This window comes from Pseudomonas sp. Pseu.R1, from assembly GCF_045764065.1.
Lineage (GTDB): Bacteria > Pseudomonadota > Gammaproteobacteria > Pseudomonadales > Pseudomonadaceae > Aquipseudomonas.
In genome coordinates, this window is the sequence record NZ_JBJGEE020000001.1 from 1,110,033 (window position 1) to 1,126,471 (window position 16,439).

Below are 16,439 nucleotides of genomic sequence, written 5' to 3' on the forward strand. Positions count from 1 at the left end.
AGGAGCGTCAGTAGCCGTGGGATTCTCGGAATTTCTGGAAATTGTGGTACTCGATCCACGCCACCACGTCGTACGGCACGAACAACTGCCGGGTCGCCCGTGAAATGGCGATGTACACCGCGCAAATGCGCTGGTCGAAGTCGTAGGCATCCTTGAACTTCACGTTGGTCAGCAACTCGGGGGTGAGCAGCACCTGCTCGAATTCCATGCCCCCTGCCTCTTCTGCCCGCATCAACACGCACCGCTTGGCAGGGTCGCCGGACATGCGGCTCAGCCGCGTGACATCGGCGATGTTGAAGCCCTGATCCAGTTGATGCTCCACCCACAAGAACGCTTCATCGTAACGGTTGGCGTCACGCACACGTTGCCAGTCGGCCATGTCACTGAAATAAGGATGCAACCCCAGAGCGCTGCGTTCGGGGGCGTAGAAATCCGGTTTGAACAGGCCGACTGCGGTGTTCATGAAATGCTCGACATCCCGCTGCGTCGCCGCATCCGGATACCCAAACGCACAGCGGGCGGCGTGCAACTCAATAGCCCATTTCATCGTGTCCCACGGCGAAGCGGTGAGGATCACACAGCCCTCGGGCGGCACGAAGCCTTGCGGGTATTCCTCAATACTGACGTCCGCATCCCGTGCCCCTTCGAACGGCAATTTGCCCTTCTCCGAATGCTGGTGGATCAACGGATTGACCAGTCGCTCCACATTGCGCCCCGAACGCACCGAGTAACTGATGTCGGTCTGGCGCACCCGCTGACCGCGTTTCACCATCGCCCGCCCGGGGTGCTGGTATTCGTCGCCCAAGGTGATCAGTACCTGCTTGCCACGCTCGATGATCTTCAACAGGGAGGGCGGGATGTCCTGACTCTCGTCGATCAGCACATGGGTGTAGCGATCCGGCATCACGCAGCCTTCCAGATTCGCGCGCTTGAGCAGCCATAACGCCTCGAAACCGGTCTGACCCGCCCACTCGGGATGCCGTTCCAGGTACACCCAGAGCCGACTGGCGTATTCCAGCAACACCTGATTTTCCAGGCTGCTCATAGCCAGATTGAAATGCGGAAGGTGCTTGCTCGACAGGCTGTGATCCCACGACTGGCAGTAGCTCTCCAGGGTTTTGAGGCACAGATCCAGCGTCGCCTGCGCTCCGTGATCGCGAAAGCCGAGAATGTTCAACTCCTGCGCCAACCCCAGCTTGCCCGGCCCCTTGAATGCCTCATGCTCAGGCTGAAAACGTGGTCCTCGCAACAATGCTTGAGCGAACGCCTTGAAGGTCGACCCCGGCCCCTTGCCCTTGTCTTGCGTGCCCTTCAATCGTTCACGCAGCGCACTGAGCTTGCCCGGCGTGCGCGCCAACAACAGTGTCTTGGCCGGTGGCAGGCACTCCATCAACACGCCAAGCAGATGGCTCTTGCCGATTCCCGCATAACCCTGAACATGCAGGTCCTCATCCAGATTGGCTCGAAACGTCCTGACCAGCTTGTCCTGCGCCGCGCTCAACCACCGCTCGCGATAACGCGGCGTGATCACCTGTTCACTGAACGGATCGTTCTGGCGATGATGGCGAACCTTGTATTCAAGGTCCCACTGACCGTCAGGTAGCAAGTAATTGCGCGCCGCCACCTCCTCATCCAGCAACAAACGCAGATTCAACCCCTTGATCGCGTTGAGACCGAAATACAGTTGGCGCGGATCGAACAATCGCCGCGCCTCAGGCAGCAAAGCCGCTTCGGTAGATCGCCGCGCCGAGACCGACCACGCAAGCAACCGCGCCAGCACCTTCTCTGCCGCATCGCACGTCAGGTCTTTTTCCGCCGCCTGAGCCAGATTCTGGATGACCAGCACAGCGGCCAGTTCAGGATCGGTCAGGGTGTCAAGGGCAGCAGCGCCTTCGGCTTTCAAACGCTCACAGGTCTCGGCGGTGACGGGGAGAAAAACGGGGCTGTCGAGATTCTGATGTTCAGGTTGCATACAGCCTCAGGGCTCCGGAGAAACGGATGGCGCGCTCAGTTCGAAACGGTAGTCGCCCATCGAACCTGACATCCCGCCCGCCGAACGTCGCTGATCGCCCGCCCCCATCTCACGCTTTAACTCATGGACGGCCATGTCGAGCAGCCTGTGCAGGTCGTCGAGGCTGGTCGCCGAAATGCTCAATTGCAGCGCGAAGCCATCGGCCTCAGGAGCGACCGAAGGCGCAGCAGCGTCGGGGATTTCCTGGCGTGAAGAGGCCGCCAGAATCGCAGCGTGTTCCTCGTCCATCAGATCCAGCAACCGCGACAGCTCCAGCGTCCGCTCAGGCTGCGACTGCATCTGGTCTTTGATCTCCAGACGACGCATCTGCCATTCACGCAGTTTGGCTCGGGTCAGGTCGTCGATTTTTTCCACAAGTACGGCCTCAGGTTGTCAGGGGGTGAAGTATGACATTGTTCTGTACCAGGGCTGAGAGGGCGTACAGAGGGAGAGGGACAATACACAGAGACACAAGGTCGCACAGCAGAGACGAGAATTGCGGTACTGATGGATGTTTTGCGAAAGAAGCCTTGAGACCCAAGACTTAAAGACAGGTGGTGCCCCCACCAGCCACACCCCGGCACACAATGTCCCCGCTATGGCTGCTCCCTTCCGGGCCTGACCAGGTTGACGGGTAATCGTTGCGGGCCATATGGGTCAAGGGTTTCAGGCTGATGAGGGTGAAAGATACCTACCGTGCGGATGTGCCGCAGGAACGCGAAATGCACTGGGGTGTGACCAGAATTGTTCCACTCGGTTGTTCCACTCTGGTGTTCCACTCATGGCCTACATCGTCCGTCGCCAAGCCGTCTATTACCTGAACTTGCGGCTACCCAAGCACCTGTTTCCCAATCGGTCCACTCTTCGTTTATGCCTCAACGCCAGAGAGCGCCAAGCGGCGTTATTTCTGGCAGTTTCGCTCGCCGAGCAAGTACAGCGGCACTTGGGCGAGCACCCTCTCACATCGCTCCAAACGCTTCGTGGGCTTTGCTCACAGTGGAGGGACGCCGCCCCTGCTCCGATGATTCGGCTAACCCCTAAAACGGCTCCAAGCGCCCCTAGGGTGCAGACGAACAACGGTCCCACATTGTCTTACCTCGCCAAGCTCTACATAGAAGAAGGGAAGCGTGGCGGCACATGGCGTGAGGTTAGTACAGCAGACGTCGAACGCGCTTTGTCTGACTTCTTCGAGCTGATGGGCGACATGGCTGCCGATGCATTCGATCTGCAACAGGCTCGCACATTGAAAGAACGGCTGAGCCGCTGTCCGCAGTATTTTGGCTTACGGCCTGAATTCAAAGGCAAGTCACTGAAGGAGGTGATCGCCTCCGGCAGCGCTTATAAGACGATTACCGCTGTCACGGTGAACAACCGACTACGCAAGATCACTGCCTTCATGAGCTGGTGCAAAGCGAATGGATACATCTCTGATAACCCGCTCGCAGGAATGAAAGTGATGACGGGGTCTGCCAAAGAGGCACGGTTGTCATTCGAACAAAAGGATCTGATCGTACTGCTGAACGCAGAACCCCTGCGGCAGGAAGCACGTAAATATCCTTGGCGGTACTGGCTGCCATTTCTCGGACGGGCTACCGGCGCTCGCTTGGAAGAACTTTGCCAGTTGCGACTGGACGACTTCATTGAACAACATGGCATCCCGTGCATCCGCATTGATGACACTCGCGAAGGCCAGAACCTGAAGAATTCAAGCAGCCGCCGCATCCTTCCGTTACATCCTGCTCTGATCGACATGGGCTTGTTGGCCCATGTGGAATCTGTTCGCATAACCGGAGCAGATCGTCTTTTCCCTGACCTTGAGCCGGTGCGAGGGAAGCTGGGCCACGCTCCATCCAAATGGTTCGGGCGGTACAAGACGAAACGAGGCATAACCGACCCGAGGAAAACGTTCCACAGCTTCCGTCACACGCTCATTGACGATCTGCGGGATGCCGGAGTGCAGGACTCACTGATCAAACGCATCGTCGGGCACGAAGACGGGGCGGTCACGTTCAGCGTTTATGGCAGTCGCAGCCCACTAAAGGCGATGGCAGAGGCGTTGGGCCATGTTCAGGTGGTGCCGAAAGCTGGTAGCACCACAGAAATCTGACTGCTAATAAGGAAGCCCGAAGACGGGTGTATGGGTGCTCCGCGCCTGTACCCCAGCTGCGGTCACAATTTTTTCGAACGAAGGATTGCTTTTTCAGACAAATGGTCTAGAATGCGAGCCATCACCAGCGTGTCAGGTGATCCAAACGGCCAACAGGCCACCTCAGTAACAAATCGCGTCACAAAATCAATTTAAGTCTTATCGTTCGTACGCCACTCGTTTGACCTCGTGATATCGACGACCGAGGCGAACTCTGCGGCAGCGACGCCAAGTACGAAGCAACATCAGCTCCACCCACCCGAACCAGTTCTACACACGCCCTTCAAAAAGGTAGCCTAGCCCTAGTTCGTCCAAGTTCAGAAGCAATTTAAATTACAACTATAACAACATTGAAAGTCTCCAAGCCCTAAGCCGCTGCAATACCGCAATCTCACCCTTTAAGGTTATAACAATACAATGCTAAGAGTTCAGCACAACGTCACAACCACGCCTGCAATTCAGAATTAAAGTATACATTTCTTAAATCAAAAGTTAGAACAAGGCACAACTACGCCCCAAAAAAATGACGTTCGGACGGAGTTGTTTTACATAAAGACGCCAAGCACGGAAGCAAGCGTTCAACACTTGCACACAAAGGACACAGAACGATGCAGTAGTCAGATAACAACCTCACGCAAATACCAGTAACTGCTGGCGCGCTCCTCACATGACAGATAGGAACCAAAACAATGGGCTAGACCTCCACGCTACAACCGCTCCAAACGCAGCACTCCCTTGCCGCCCGACTTACACCTGATAACTGGTGCGGGCAAACTTTGCTTCAAATTTGAGATACGAACATTATGAAAGTAAAAAAGATTCATCAGATCGCAACACACATCAACACCGCTAGTCCTTTCCTGCACAACGAGAAAAACGAGATAACCACAACAAATACCGAACAACCTCTAACTCTTTGCTCTGCTCTAAAGCTTGCCGCAAAGCTGGAAGCGAAACGGGTAGCCCTGACTTTATTAGTGAAGCAGCTAGAGGAGATGGCCCAATACAACGCGGAAAAGCCGGAACTCTATGATGACATCACTAACGCCGAAGAGTCCTACGACCTGACTGATGCAGCAACTCTTCGTGGCCTGCTGCTGAACTTCGACAACCTCAATCCACAACTGAATGGAGCACACACCTAATACCAGAACGCCGCAGCCAAGCCTGGAAGCGCTACTGTAACGCACAACCGACTTAACAGGAGTACGGATTCATGATTTAAGATGACAACCACGCAAGAATCGAACTTAGAGCAAAACTCATGCAACACCCCCTCTGCCCGACTCAAAACCACATAAGCAGTGCGGGCACACTTTACTAAAAAAAGAGAATCACGGAATGACCAAGCAACAAAGCTTCAAAACACTCACAAATGCAAAGTTCTCCACCCGCGTGATGTTCGCGACGAATGACGGCTCTTCACCCAGCGACGAAACCGACGATCCGTCGCCATTGGAAAGCACAAGCGAGAAAGGGTATCAACAGAAGGACCATACACTCGCCGTCACCGCACAGAATCTTTCACACTACGGAGCATTAACGCTTGCCGCATCAAACTTGGAGGCAGAGCGTGCATCGCTAGCTTACGAATTAGCTCTGCTCCGAGAGAAAGTGAAGAATGACGCCGAAAAGGTTAAATTCTACGAGGACGTGACCAACACTACCGAGCTGTATAATGCCGGTGTGGTTGCCAAAACAGTAGGGATGGGCAAATACAGCTTTATGCGCCTCCTCCGCGAACTGAAAATCTTGATGCCAAGCGGAAACAGCAAAAACCTGCCACTTCAGAAATATATCAATGCTGGTCATCTGGATGTGAGATGGGTTGAGGTCGTGAACCGCCAAACCGGTGAGTGGAAGCCGACGCCTGTCCCCCTCTTCACCGGAAAGGGCATTATCTGGATTAAGAAACTGATTGAGAAGAACGCACGGTTGGCCGCGTAACCCTTTCATGCTCACCAGTATTGCTCAACTAGCCACAAGCAGAACAGTGATCAAGGTCTAGTCGGGAAGGTGTGGGTTCCACAAAAAACCTGCACCGCCCCAAGCCTAACTAACTCAAGTGAAGACTGGCAATCACCAATGAGACAACAGAACCTTAACTTAGTGAACAGCAAAAAGCTGCATTCAACTGACGTCTGCCGACAAACAGACGTCTCTAACAACGCCCAAGGAGCGCACTAGTAATTGTCAAACGTAGTAAATTTTTCTGATTACCAGACAAAAGAAGTTGTAATCGACGGCATCACAATCAAGCAGGACAAAGATGGCCTGTTCTGTCTAAACGATGTCCACAAGGCCAGCGGCGGCCATCCCCGGCACACACCTGTACGCTGGAAAGACAACGCCAGTACACAGGAATTACTAGAAAAACTAGAAACCGAAAATTCGGTTCCTAAAGTCCTTTATGTGCGGAAGGGCTACGGCGTCACCGGCACGTACGCCGTGAAAGAGCTGGTCTATGCCTATGCGATGTGGATCAGTGCTGAGTACCACCTCAAGGTCATTCGTGCGTACAACCGCCTGGCTACAGAGGGTGTTGCCGTCCACGAGAATGCCGCACAGGATCTGCTGAACAATCCGCTGAAGTACATCCAAGCACTGATCGAGCAAGCCCAGAAGCTGTTGAAACAGAAGACAAGGCAGGAGCTTGACCAACACATGGATGACAGAGACCCCACAGCAGCTTAACTAATAAAAAATTCACAGGCGACATCATCAAAACCACTAACCTATCGGACGCATTCTCAAAACCAGTGCAAGATCGTCCCACCCCTAGTTATCTTTCAGATTCTCTCCCCTAAAACAAAAGCCGCTCTCACTTCAACACCATCAAATGTCATACAACAAAACAACAGATCAAAACGCAGCAGCCATCCGATCAGTACAAAAAAGATTCGTGATCGTGCCTACCACTGACACTCGTCCAAAGTTCAGGGACACTCACAACATGCAAGTAGCTCCTCAAGGCAATCCGATGATACTGCGCCAGGCATATCGAGACGCTGGCGGGACTGGTGAAATTTCGAGCGATCAACTCATGAACGCCCTTCCGGTCGTGTACTCCGAAACCTTTCGACCGGGCAACCACCAACGGATCATCGCTGAAGGCGGCAACAGACTACTGAATCTGTGGACAGGCCCTACGATTCGCCCTAGTGGAGCCTCAAAGTCCCCAAAAGATGCACCGCTCTTCATCGAGTTCCTGCAACGTCTGTTTCCGGTAGAGAAAGAGAGGCTGTACTTTAGGGACTGGCTAGCTCACGCCGTTCGCTACCCCGAGCACCGGATCAACGCGACGGTACTGCTTCGATCTGAGCAAGGTGTGGGAAAGGGCTTTATGGCGGAAACCTTGCTGCCTGGGCTCTTGGGGAAAGCCAGCGTGGGCACGGTCGCTCTTGGCGACGTGGTAGGCACCTTCAACGATGCCTTGGTAGGCAAGACACTGGTCATGATCGACGAGGTTTACAAAAACCCAGAGTCCACCGTCAACGCATTGAAAGCCATCCAAGGCAACCAGACGATCACTCTACGACGGAAGCACACCCCTGACACTACTGTAGATAACTATCTGAATTTTATCATGACTAGCAATGACCGCATGCCACTGCCGATTGAGCCAGAAGACCGTCGTTTCTGGATTCCGGAGTTCATCAAGCATCGAGTGTCGAAGAACGAAACAATGTTGTTCATCAATACAAAATTAAAACCATGGCTCATGAATGATGGCGGGATGCAGACAGTCCGCGACTTACTAGAGACGATTGACTTGTCGGGATTCCAACCATGGGGCGACCCTCCAATGACGGACAGCAAGAAAGATATGATCGGTATCAGCGACGGACCTGGACAATTCGTAGCAGACTACATTACCGACCTGCAAATCGTGAGAGCTCTAGATATCGAAGACGCATACCGCAAGCAGACTGGACGACCTCTGGGAAACCGCACCGTACCTTCAGAACTCTCAAAGTTAGGGTGTATACAGAAGAGAACCAGCACTTTCCGTGCATGGATCACCCCACTCGGGCGGGCAAGCGGCCTTTCTGACAGTTCGACACCCACCGAGTTGCAGCAGGCTTACGCTGCATGATCGAAGGATGACGGGTGTGACGGGACGATGACAAGTTGCAGAATCACCCGTCATAGCCACAAGCCCCATGCAACAAGGGCTTCAGCGAAGTCATGACGGGTATGACGGGTTGATTCACCTTCTTTATAACTAAGTGACGCGAAAATAAATGAAGCAGACTAGAGGTATACCCTAAATAATGGCCTGCATCACATGCGCTCTGAATTAACATCAACATCAACATCAATAACTCTACTTGGCTATTTGTGGCGTTTACGCCACGGAGTCACACGCCGTGCCGCTGGGCACGATTACAACCAACAAGAAGAGAGGAGCAGAGGGCAGTACAGCCCTCCTCGCTCTTGATCTTAACTGTAGAGATATTCCTCACATTGCATGTGGTGACGGCACGTCACGGATAGCTTGTGAAGCCGAAATTAAAAGTATGTGGGGCTTTCTGCCCTCTGCCCCACCTCCAATAACGTGTCTCATGACACAGGTTACACTTTGTAAGTACAGAGGATGAGGAGCAACCAGGCTCCTCCATGCTTTGATCTACCTTTGCAGAATTACCTTGTGGCCTCAGCCACAGTTAGATTATGACTAGGAGAAAGCTTTGACCATACTCACCCGTGCCTTATGGGCACCAGAACATAATGTAAGTCTTACCAGCTACAGGGAGGGGGGTATACCACCCCACCCTCCTCTGAACATGTACAGGAATCATCCGTGCTCAAAAGCACAGGCTATATACTTTGGAAGTTAATCCGCTGTGACGAAACCGTCACCAATCATAGCTGCCCCATGGTGCGATCACGGCCAGCAAAAGAGCGTAGCTGGCCCTGCCCCACCCTAGTGCACCTCAGACTTGAACATGCGAACGGTCACCACCTTCATCAGAGTGTGGAAGTTCGAATGCAAGAACGCCGGATGTACGGTGCAGGCAAGAAAGCGAGATTGCATAGCTGCCTCGTCCACCGAGCTGATCCAGCCGCGTTTGATGATGCCCGACACAGCCCGCTCCACCCTCTCCCGCCTGACGGTAAGGAAGTCTGGTAACACGTCCATGTCGAGTTCCACTACGCCCCTGCTGTCCATTCGAGCTAAGAGGAGCAGCATTACTGCCACGTCATCTTCGCCAAGCGCCGTCATAGCAGCCATAACTTCGAAGGCATATCAGGGGCATGCACCACCTGATCACCAGCCAGATTTCGATCAACCATCTGATAGCTCTCAATCCTGACGCAAGAGTTAACCCTGCACCTGCTCGACAGGCAGTTCGCCCCGCACGAGGTCAGGGTTCAAAAGGCAGGCGAACGGACCACCGGGTTCGGAACTTACGTCAACAGAAACGATAAGCTCAGCAGAGGTAAGGTCGCGAATTGCCCATTCAACATTCTGTAGTGTGATGTTGCAACGATGAGCCACCACCGCTTGCGTCGTGTTCACGGCGCCCTTTTTGTCTATCATCATCATCAGAGTCAGCATCACTTGTGCAGCGTACGGGCTGGGGCGGATTAAGTCCGCGATCTTTTCGTACACGATTGGCTGGAGATAGATGTCGTCATTCTGGTCGTGGATTGGGTTAGAACTTGAAACGTCGTTGCTGATCATTGGTGTGCCCTCTCGTATGCAATGGCTTGTGATTCAGTTCGTGTTCCTGATGGTTACTTCGCAAACTTGTCTTCTGCCAGTAGTGCCTGCCTGCTGGTCTGATAACGAGCTTCAGCCGACCTGTCTTTTGGGGAGTAGATCGTCATCCCGGTCAGGTAGACCTTCCATTGGGAGTACAGCGCCTTACTGAGTTCAAGGCTTTTGGGGGAAACTACGGATGAGTTGAGTCGGGCGATGGCTTCATTGCCTTGCTGGTTCGCGTACTGCTGGCAATCCGCTAGTGACTGGGCACGGTCGTTTGGCCGCTTACTCGAACCGTAGTCACGGAGCTGGCTGGAGAGGATGTAGCCCATCGCAGCCTCTTGCCCGCACTGTTCAGCGGACTGCTCAAGAACGTGCTGGAAGTTCCAGACCGAGGACTGGGTGCTCAGGTACTTGGTTTCGACCGGCTTGAATGACCATTGCTCAGCCGGTGCCTCAGCTGTTGACACTATCGGTTCGTATCGCTGCTGAGTACATCCCACCAACGCTTGGACAATGCTGGCTAGTGCGACAGCGTGAAGAACGGTTTTCATGTGGTTACTTCCGTGGTCATCGGGCGTGGTTACTGATGCGTTTGGATTGTCGTGACGCGCCTCGTCACTGCACCCTGATAGCTGCGTAACCCTTGCTGTTCATGCACAAGCCGTAAGTTTTCTGCTGCTTCTGCTTGATGTTCACCCCTTCCATGATCGTCCCCCGGTATTCCCAGTCGGCAGCCTGCACGTACTCCGCTTGCATCTGGCATTGGGCCTCGTCTTGGGCAGTCTCCTGAGCCGATACCCCGCTCTTCATCATCTTGTACTGAGGCTGAGCGGCACACCCTGCGAGCACCGCCAAATAGCCGATTACTGCCAAGCCCTGAAATCCAGCCTTCACGTGCCCTACTCCTTTCCCCGGTCGGCCCACCAAACGGGCCAGGTTATCCATTGGCACTGGCGTCATGCCAGTACGTCGGAGAATGGTGCCACGAAAGGATGAATATTCACAGTATATTGGGAAGACTCTCAATGCTGGCAAACCGAAAGTGCGTCCTCGATAGAGGGGATTCGGTTTGGACGCTGGGGCAGCATTCGGTAAGGTTCTGAAAGAGCGGCGTAAGCGGGCGGGACTGACCCAGGAACAACTGGCACTTGAGTCTGATGTCCAGCGTAACTACGTCAGTCTGATAGAACGGGGGGTCAATCAGCCGACCATCACGATCATTTTCAAGCTCGCGGCTGGGCTGAAGTGTCGATCCTCGGATCTGATCGCTGAAGTCGAAGCACTTGTAGAACCGACAGACTAGAAGGTGTCCATTGCGTTACAGCGGTTCCGACTGGTCAAAAAACTAATCAACATCCTATTCCACGATAGCCCTTGCACGGCTCCTACATGGCTTGTGTATCAGTGTACCTGCCAGTTTCCGTGGGATTCCCGTCATTGCGGTTAAGCCGAAGCACACCCTCACCGCGTTCCGCTCAATAGTGCGGAAAGCACTTCGATCTGACACCAGAGATTGCTTCGGCGTTGTTGGCGTGCGATCGCCCTCCCACATGGGCGACTCGGATCGCCTCCCTCATCCACTCGGACGAGAGGTCTGCCGAGGCCCGTTCTTCGATCCAGCAGGTGTGTCATTTCGGGCATGGATGACTTTACTAAGGGCATGATCGCCGCTGGAGGGATCAAGCAGACACTCTCTGTACTTCGCTCAGCAATACGAAAGAAGTATGGCAATCGAAACACTTCCAGGCAGTTCTCGCTGTAGTTTCAACGCGGTGAAGCGACCTCGGACGCAGGATCGCTCTACCACCTCCTGACAAGCTAACATCTACGGCGAATCGAGAGGTTTTCAGCGTAGCCCAGCAAGCGGACAGGAGGAACTAATGCCGTATCAATCCGGATTTGAACAGAGTGAACTGCGACAAATACATGCTGATATCAAAAGACTGAGGGCTGAAACCATGCGGCTGCACGCCGCATCCACCAAGCCTGTATCAGATCGGGAGATTTATCGTGCCGTGCTCGTCGCAAGTATTCTCACTTCCGCAGGCATCGCCTTAGGTGTAGGCCTGTCATTCGTTCTCTAGCTGCATGGAACGAGCCGCCCATCAGCTTTGCCCCTCCCATCGAGATGTCGCGGCTCAGCGGATCATTTATCGTCCGTTAAATGAGCCCGAGAAAAACAGCCCGAAAAGGAATCATCAAAATAGGGCTCCACACATGATGATACCCTGGTACACTGATACCTCCTTAAGTGATACCAAGGAATCATCTACCATGTCCCGCACGTTCCTGTACTGCCGTGTCAGTACCTCAGGCCAGTTCACTGAGAACCAAGTTCAAGAAGTGAAAGCCGCAGGCTTCGATGTTCAGGCCAGCCGGGTAATCGAGGAAACCATCTCTGGCAGCACCACTGCAAAGGAACGTCCAGGCTTTCAGAAGCTGCTTGATCGCATGGAATCAAGTGATGTGCTGATCGTTACCAAACTAGACAGACTTGGTCGGAATGCGATGGATGTACGCCAGACCGTTGAGCATCTGGCCGCAACAGGTATACGCGTTCACTGCCTCGCCCTTGGTGGCGTTGACCTGACCAGTGCAGCGGGCAAGATGACAATGCAGGTGCTAGGGGCAGTTGCGGAGTTTGAACGGGATCTGCTGATTGAACGCACCCAGTCCGGCCTGAAGCGTGCTAGGGCAGAAGGCAAGAGGCTGGGTAGACCAGAGGCAAAAGCGACTACCGATGCAGTACAGAAGCTTAAGGCGCGAGACATGACACAAATAGAGGTAGCAAGCGAACTCAACATCGGTATCGCAACAGTCAAGCGGCACTGGAACAAAGGCAAAGCCTTCATTCTCAGCCAGGCTTGACATCAGCCGCCTTGAGGCGGCTTTTTCATGTCTGCGATATTTTGAAATCCTATTTGCGGTGGGCAAGCTAGCACGAAATTGGCATTTAACACCGCTCCCCATTATTCGGGGATCAGCAAATCTTCAGACACCATCCACGGATATAGCCACACGCAAAAGACCCCACCGAGGTGGGGTCTGAAGGGTTTTAGTTCTGGAACCGCAACAACCCAGCTAGCAGCGTATTGTTCGTGCCTGTCCTCCACTCGATCGGTGGCGTCTCGCTGATTGACACGAAAGCTTCGTACGTCGAAATACCTGCTGACAGAGCAGCCGCCTCGACGCTATCTCGAACGTAGCGTTCTACCCACGCCCGTGATGTAGTCGGAGTGAATGAGACCGTCCAAAGCGTTGTGAGCTTGCGCCTGACGAACTGCTTTTTCTTCAGCTCCTCGTAGAATTTCTCGCGAGCCTTAGAGCTGACGAAGTTATCAAGATCAACTGTGAGGGATGCGTTCAGAGACATGGCTCATTTCCCCCGAGCTTTGTTGGATTGAGAGACGAGAGTTCCTGCAAGGGTCTTCGTATCTTCGCTGTACTTCTCGCTTTGTAGCGCCCTACCCGCTTTGGCCTCCATGTCAGCACCTGTTTGCTTCCCGGTGTGAGTTTGGGCCAACGCGGATGCGGCAAAGCTTTTCGCAATCGCCGAAGCGTGAGGATCGCGGAGAGTTTCAGAAGCCAGCTTGGCAACGTCCGCTGAGGTTTGCTTGGAATTACTGGGCATGACAATTACCTATGTAGAAGGATGGTTTTGTCAGACCTAGGACTACCGGCCAGCAGCGAGCCGTTGACGATCTAGTCAATGTTTGGCTCAATGTCTGCCCCCTAGGGCTAACGTAATCGCTACTGTTTGGCTTTAGATGGTGCGGGTGATCGTGATCTCAGTTGTCCAGACCGACACGATCACTCGCAGACTCCTTCCGCCCCCGCTCGGGGAGGCTCCAAACCAAAACCCTACATGTAGGGTCTCTATAGGCGACGAGATACAAGATAATGCGCTTCGGAGACGAAATGCAACGTGCGTCCTGTGGATAAGTCTGTGTGTAATGTGTATGGGAATTGGGGAAAATCCTTGTAGGCCGCACAGCTGCTGGGATGTGCCGCTGATCACTGTTTTTTGCTTCAGTATTTAGACCGCGTTGTTTTCTATGATGGTGTACATCTACACAGTCTTGGAGACGTAGGAAGCCGATTCGTCACAGTGCTCTCAGCCCCTCGCGACATCCAGAATGTCGTGTAGATCCGCCCACGGTGAAGTCCTAGCATCTTTGAGGTTGTTGCAGCCAGGTCCGTGATTGAAGGGCTGCTCGCTCTCCCGAAGAGTTTGCTTTCGCTGGCAGCCGCTGCAAACAACCATTCCAGCCACCAGCGACCAGCGTGTGTTCCAGAGGATCAATGATTGATTCGCGGTCATGATGTCGCTTCCCTGAGAAAGCTGAAGCGTACCGCTAGTACAGAGAGGTTGAAACGCTCGAAACGATTCACTCAGTCGAGGGAAATGTTGCAGAAGCAGGCAGATTTCAGCCCATTAAACCTCGCACGTCAGGCCCATGGTGATGACAATTCTCGAACGGGTTGTTCTTGGCTGCCGCCGCCATGTCCTGCTCCCTGAGCATGTCGCTCACCCGCCACTTCAGCTCAATAACCTCCAATGCCAATGCATCGCGCTCCTTCGCGACCGCCGTGTGCATCCCAACAAGTTTATGAATGTTGCGGCGTGCAGAAGACAGGTCTTTCTGGAGGTCACCGACCTCGCAGGCCAGCAGGTGAGCTTGCTGTTTCCAGCATTCAAGTGGCGTGGGAACGCCCAAATCCTCAAAGCCGGTGCAGTCGATCAGGTCATCAGTCATGGTCGGGTCATCCACAAGAGTACAAATGTTCTCCTCGAAGGGTAGCGACAAGCACTGGATGAATCAACAGTACACTGATCAACGCGAGAAGTGGCTGACAGGGCTTAGAGTGGTCAAAGTGAGTGGTCAAATTGATAAATAACCGAAAAAGAAAAAAGCCAAGAAAATCAACGACTTGCGTGGATTTCTGAATGGTGGCGGAGAGATAGGGATATGAATCCATCAGCCCCTCGTGACATCCCGATTCGTGCAGACCCGCCCACGGTGAGGCGTCACTATCTTTTAGCTGGTTGCAGCGAGGTCGAAGATCGAATTGCTGAAAGCTCTCCACGAGTTACCGGCTCAAGCCCGCTTGCTTTACAGTATACGACCAACGTGGTCATTGATCATGCTGTGAGTGGGAAACGCGACAAGAATCAATTCGAAGCAGGCAGAGAGAATATTCTGTGGTTGGATCTTTTGCACGGCTTTGGTGTAAAAAGTCAGGACACTAAGCCATTTGCAAGCATTCTCAAGGGGGAAAATACGTACGTCGGTAGTTTTGGCATCTGGCACAGCTTTTACGGGAACCGAGGGTGTTCATTAGCAACTGAGCGTACAGATTTACGCTATCTTGAGCAGTGCACCGTTTATAAACAACAACGAGAAGGCCTGCTCAGAGAGCGCCCCGAAGCTTCAGCCGCTATGTTACTTGTCAGTGATGGAGTCTTGCTATTTGAAAATCCAAGGGCGTCTACGCAGCTCAGCGAGCAGATCCGACAGGACTTGAAGCGTATCTTGCGATTCAGGCCTGACTTGTCTTACCTCGCCATTTCAGGGGAGGACTTGAGAGTCCGTATAGATGGAGTTCTGGCGGAGATTGAATGGCTGCTTACAGGAACTCCGGGGCACGAGCAGGCAGTTGAAGACTGAACCGGAGCAATTGCTAAATACATACGTCATGCCAGTGGCTCTCAGGCAGCGGCACACCCCGCACTTTACGGGCGGTATGAGACGCCCGTGATATTCTGATTTCGCAGTCACTGGATGCTGGATAGCATGAGAACCAGCTTTGAGTTCGACCCACATTACTCGGACTGTGAGCGGCTCGCATGGCGCCGCATAGACTGACTACGGCTTGTAGAATAGCGCAACAATTGCGACTGCCATAGCGAGGAAGGATATCCCAGTTGCCAGACGAAACTTACTTGCCTCCTCCTGAAGCCCGGCAAGCACCGACCCAAGCAACGGAAAATTAACACAGTGCAAATCATTCTCTACGGTGCCGAAGAATAGCACCTTACTTCCATCATCTTGGGTGTAGCCGTGCTTTTTCTGAAGATGGTAGTAGAGCCTTCCAAACACAATATCCTTATCCACATTCAAACGCTCAGCGACTGCCTGACAACTAATCTGAATATAAATTTTGCTGGCACGCCCACTCTCAACTACATGTGAGAAGTTCTGAAATTCTTCATAATACATCTTGTAGATAATCGAAAGTATTTCTCTATCGGATGGACACTTCATTTGCCCTCTCCTCTGGCAACGATGTACGTGCAGTCGGTGATAGTGTTGCCACCTTACCCTCTCGCAGCATCTTGAATGTTGTGCAGGAAGACCCAAGGCAAGTCTCCTGCACGTGCATTCTCACAACCCGGCTCATGATCGAACGGTTGATCACTCTCGGACAAGCTCTGCCCTTGCAAGCATTGCCCACAGACGACAAAGCCGCCTACCAGTGTCCAGCGAGTGTTCCAGAGAATGATCGCGTGATATGTGTCCACGGGCTTGCCTCCTTCGAAAACGACAGGGTACTCAACAGACACGGGG

Annotated in this window: 19 protein-coding genes and 1 other RNA gene; 9 read left to right on the forward strand and 11 right to left on the reverse strand. The window is 53.3% G+C overall.

Annotation, left to right across the window (positions count from 1 at the left end; all coding sequences use genetic code 11):
• Positions 1-7: 7 nt before the first annotated feature.
• From ACI5GA_RS05280 to ffs, 3 genes are all read right to left on the reverse strand, one after another.
• The gene (locus tag ACI5GA_RS05280; RefSeq protein ID WP_421422052.1) at positions 8-1,972 is read right to left on the reverse strand and encodes a hypothetical protein; all 1,965 of its coding nucleotides are present in this window, start codon (positions 1,970-1,972) and stop codon (positions 8-10) included.
• 6 nt (positions 1,973-1,978) lie between these two features.
• The gene (locus ACI5GA_RS05285) at positions 1,979-2,386 is read right to left on the reverse strand and encodes a hypothetical protein (RefSeq protein WP_404630823.1); all 408 of its coding nucleotides are present in this window, start codon (positions 2,384-2,386) and stop codon (positions 1,979-1,981) included.
• A gap of 186 nt (positions 2,387-2,572) precedes the next feature.
• An RNA gene (gene ffs, locus ACI5GA_RS05290) (signal recognition particle sRNA small type) lies at positions 2,573-2,665 on the reverse strand.
• A 127-nt stretch (positions 2,666-2,792) separates the two neighbouring features.
• Here ffs and ACI5GA_RS05295 point away from each other — a divergent pair.
• The 5 genes from ACI5GA_RS05295 to ACI5GA_RS05315 all read left to right on the forward strand — a co-directional run bounded on the left by ACI5GA_RS05295 (position 2,793) and on the right by ACI5GA_RS05315 (position 8,253).
• Positions 2,793-4,118, forward strand: coding sequence for a site-specific integrase (locus ACI5GA_RS05295; protein WP_421422054.1), 1,326 nt, complete (start codon positions 2,793-2,795; stop codon positions 4,116-4,118).
• Positions 4,119-4,960: 842 nt separating this feature from the next.
• Entirely contained in the window at positions 4,961-5,302 is a 342-nt protein-coding gene (locus tag ACI5GA_RS05300) for a hypothetical protein (protein ID WP_421422056.1), read from the forward strand.
• Between the two features lie 196 nt (positions 5,303-5,498).
• Positions 5,499-6,104 carry a phage antirepressor KilAC domain-containing protein gene (locus ACI5GA_RS05305; RefSeq protein WP_421422058.1) on the forward strand — a complete coding sequence of 202 codons (606 nt, stop codon included), beginning with the start codon at positions 5,499-5,501 and terminating at the stop codon, positions 6,102-6,104.
• A gap of 243 nt (positions 6,105-6,347) precedes the next feature.
• Entirely contained in the window at positions 6,348-6,851 is a 504-nt protein-coding gene (locus ACI5GA_RS05310) for a KilA-N domain-containing protein (protein WP_421422059.1), read from the forward strand.
• Between the two features lie 259 nt (positions 6,852-7,110).
• On the forward strand, positions 7,111-8,253 hold the full coding sequence (locus ACI5GA_RS05315) for a primase-helicase family protein (protein ID WP_421422061.1): 1,143 nt from the start codon (positions 7,111-7,113) through the stop codon (positions 8,251-8,253).
• A gap of 831 nt (positions 8,254-9,084) precedes the next feature.
• Here ACI5GA_RS05315 and ACI5GA_RS05320 read toward each other — a convergent pair.
• The 4 genes from ACI5GA_RS05320 to ACI5GA_RS05335 all read right to left on the reverse strand — a co-directional run bounded on the left by ACI5GA_RS05320 (position 9,085) and on the right by ACI5GA_RS05335 (position 10,764).
• Positions 9,085-9,300, reverse strand: a complete 216-nt coding sequence (locus ACI5GA_RS05320) for a hypothetical protein (protein ID WP_421422063.1) — start codon at positions 9,298-9,300, stop codon at positions 9,085-9,087.
• Positions 9,301-9,483: 183 nt separating this feature from the next.
• Positions 9,484-9,846 carry a hypothetical protein gene (locus ACI5GA_RS05325; protein WP_421422065.1) on the reverse strand — a complete coding sequence of 121 codons (363 nt, stop codon included), beginning with the start codon at positions 9,844-9,846 and terminating at the stop codon, positions 9,484-9,486.
• 53 nt (positions 9,847-9,899) lie between these two features.
• Positions 9,900-10,421, reverse strand: coding sequence for a hypothetical protein (locus tag ACI5GA_RS05330; protein ID WP_421422067.1), 522 nt, complete (start codon positions 10,419-10,421; stop codon positions 9,900-9,902).
• Between the two features lie 64 nt (positions 10,422-10,485).
• The gene (locus tag ACI5GA_RS05335; protein ID WP_421422068.1) at positions 10,486-10,764 is read right to left on the reverse strand and encodes a hypothetical protein; all 279 of its coding nucleotides are present in this window, start codon (positions 10,762-10,764) and stop codon (positions 10,486-10,488) included.
• Between the two features lie 175 nt (positions 10,765-10,939).
• On the opposite strand from ACI5GA_RS05335, the gene ACI5GA_RS05340 reads away from it, so the two are divergent.
• From ACI5GA_RS05340 to ACI5GA_RS05350, 3 genes are all read left to right on the forward strand, one after another.
• Positions 10,940-11,173: a helix-turn-helix domain-containing protein gene (locus ACI5GA_RS05340; RefSeq protein ID WP_421422070.1), complete on the forward strand. Its 234-nt coding sequence runs from the start codon at positions 10,940-10,942 to the stop codon at positions 11,171-11,173.
• A 577-nt stretch (positions 11,174-11,750) separates the two neighbouring features.
• The gene (locus ACI5GA_RS05345; RefSeq protein WP_421422072.1) at positions 11,751-11,954 is read left to right on the forward strand and encodes a hypothetical protein; all 204 of its coding nucleotides are present in this window, start codon (positions 11,751-11,753) and stop codon (positions 11,952-11,954) included.
• 190 nt (positions 11,955-12,144) lie between these two features.
• On the forward strand, positions 12,145-12,738 hold the full coding sequence (locus ACI5GA_RS05350) for a recombinase family protein (protein WP_421422073.1): 594 nt from the start codon (positions 12,145-12,147) through the stop codon (positions 12,736-12,738).
• 187 nt (positions 12,739-12,925) lie between these two features.
• Here the strand turns inward: ACI5GA_RS05350 and ACI5GA_RS05355 are convergent, their stop codons facing one another.
• The 3 genes from ACI5GA_RS05355 to ACI5GA_RS05365 all read right to left on the reverse strand — a co-directional run bounded on the left by ACI5GA_RS05355 (position 12,926) and on the right by ACI5GA_RS05365 (position 14,627).
• Positions 12,926-13,243 (reverse strand): hypothetical protein, encoded by a 318-nt coding sequence (locus ACI5GA_RS05355; protein WP_421422074.1) that lies wholly within the window; start codon positions 13,241-13,243, stop codon positions 12,926-12,928.
• Positions 13,244-13,246: 3 nt separating this feature from the next.
• The gene (locus ACI5GA_RS05360) at positions 13,247-13,501 is read right to left on the reverse strand and encodes a hypothetical protein (RefSeq protein WP_421422076.1); all 255 of its coding nucleotides are present in this window, start codon (positions 13,499-13,501) and stop codon (positions 13,247-13,249) included.
• Positions 13,502-14,297: 796 nt separating this feature from the next.
• Positions 14,298-14,627 (reverse strand): hypothetical protein, encoded by a 330-nt coding sequence (locus ACI5GA_RS05365; RefSeq protein ID WP_421422078.1) that lies wholly within the window; start codon positions 14,625-14,627, stop codon positions 14,298-14,300.
• A gap of 213 nt (positions 14,628-14,840) precedes the next feature.
• On the opposite strand from ACI5GA_RS05365, the gene ACI5GA_RS05370 reads away from it, so the two are divergent.
• Positions 14,841-15,539: a hypothetical protein gene (locus ACI5GA_RS05370; protein ID WP_421422079.1), complete on the forward strand. Its 699-nt coding sequence runs from the start codon at positions 14,841-14,843 to the stop codon at positions 15,537-15,539.
• Between the two features lie 198 nt (positions 15,540-15,737).
• Here ACI5GA_RS05370 and ACI5GA_RS05375 read toward each other — a convergent pair whose 3' ends face one another.
• Positions 15,738-16,136, reverse strand: coding sequence for a hypothetical protein (locus ACI5GA_RS05375; RefSeq protein WP_421422081.1), 399 nt, complete (start codon positions 16,134-16,136; stop codon positions 15,738-15,740).
• Between the last annotated feature and the right edge of the window lie 303 nt (positions 16,137-16,439).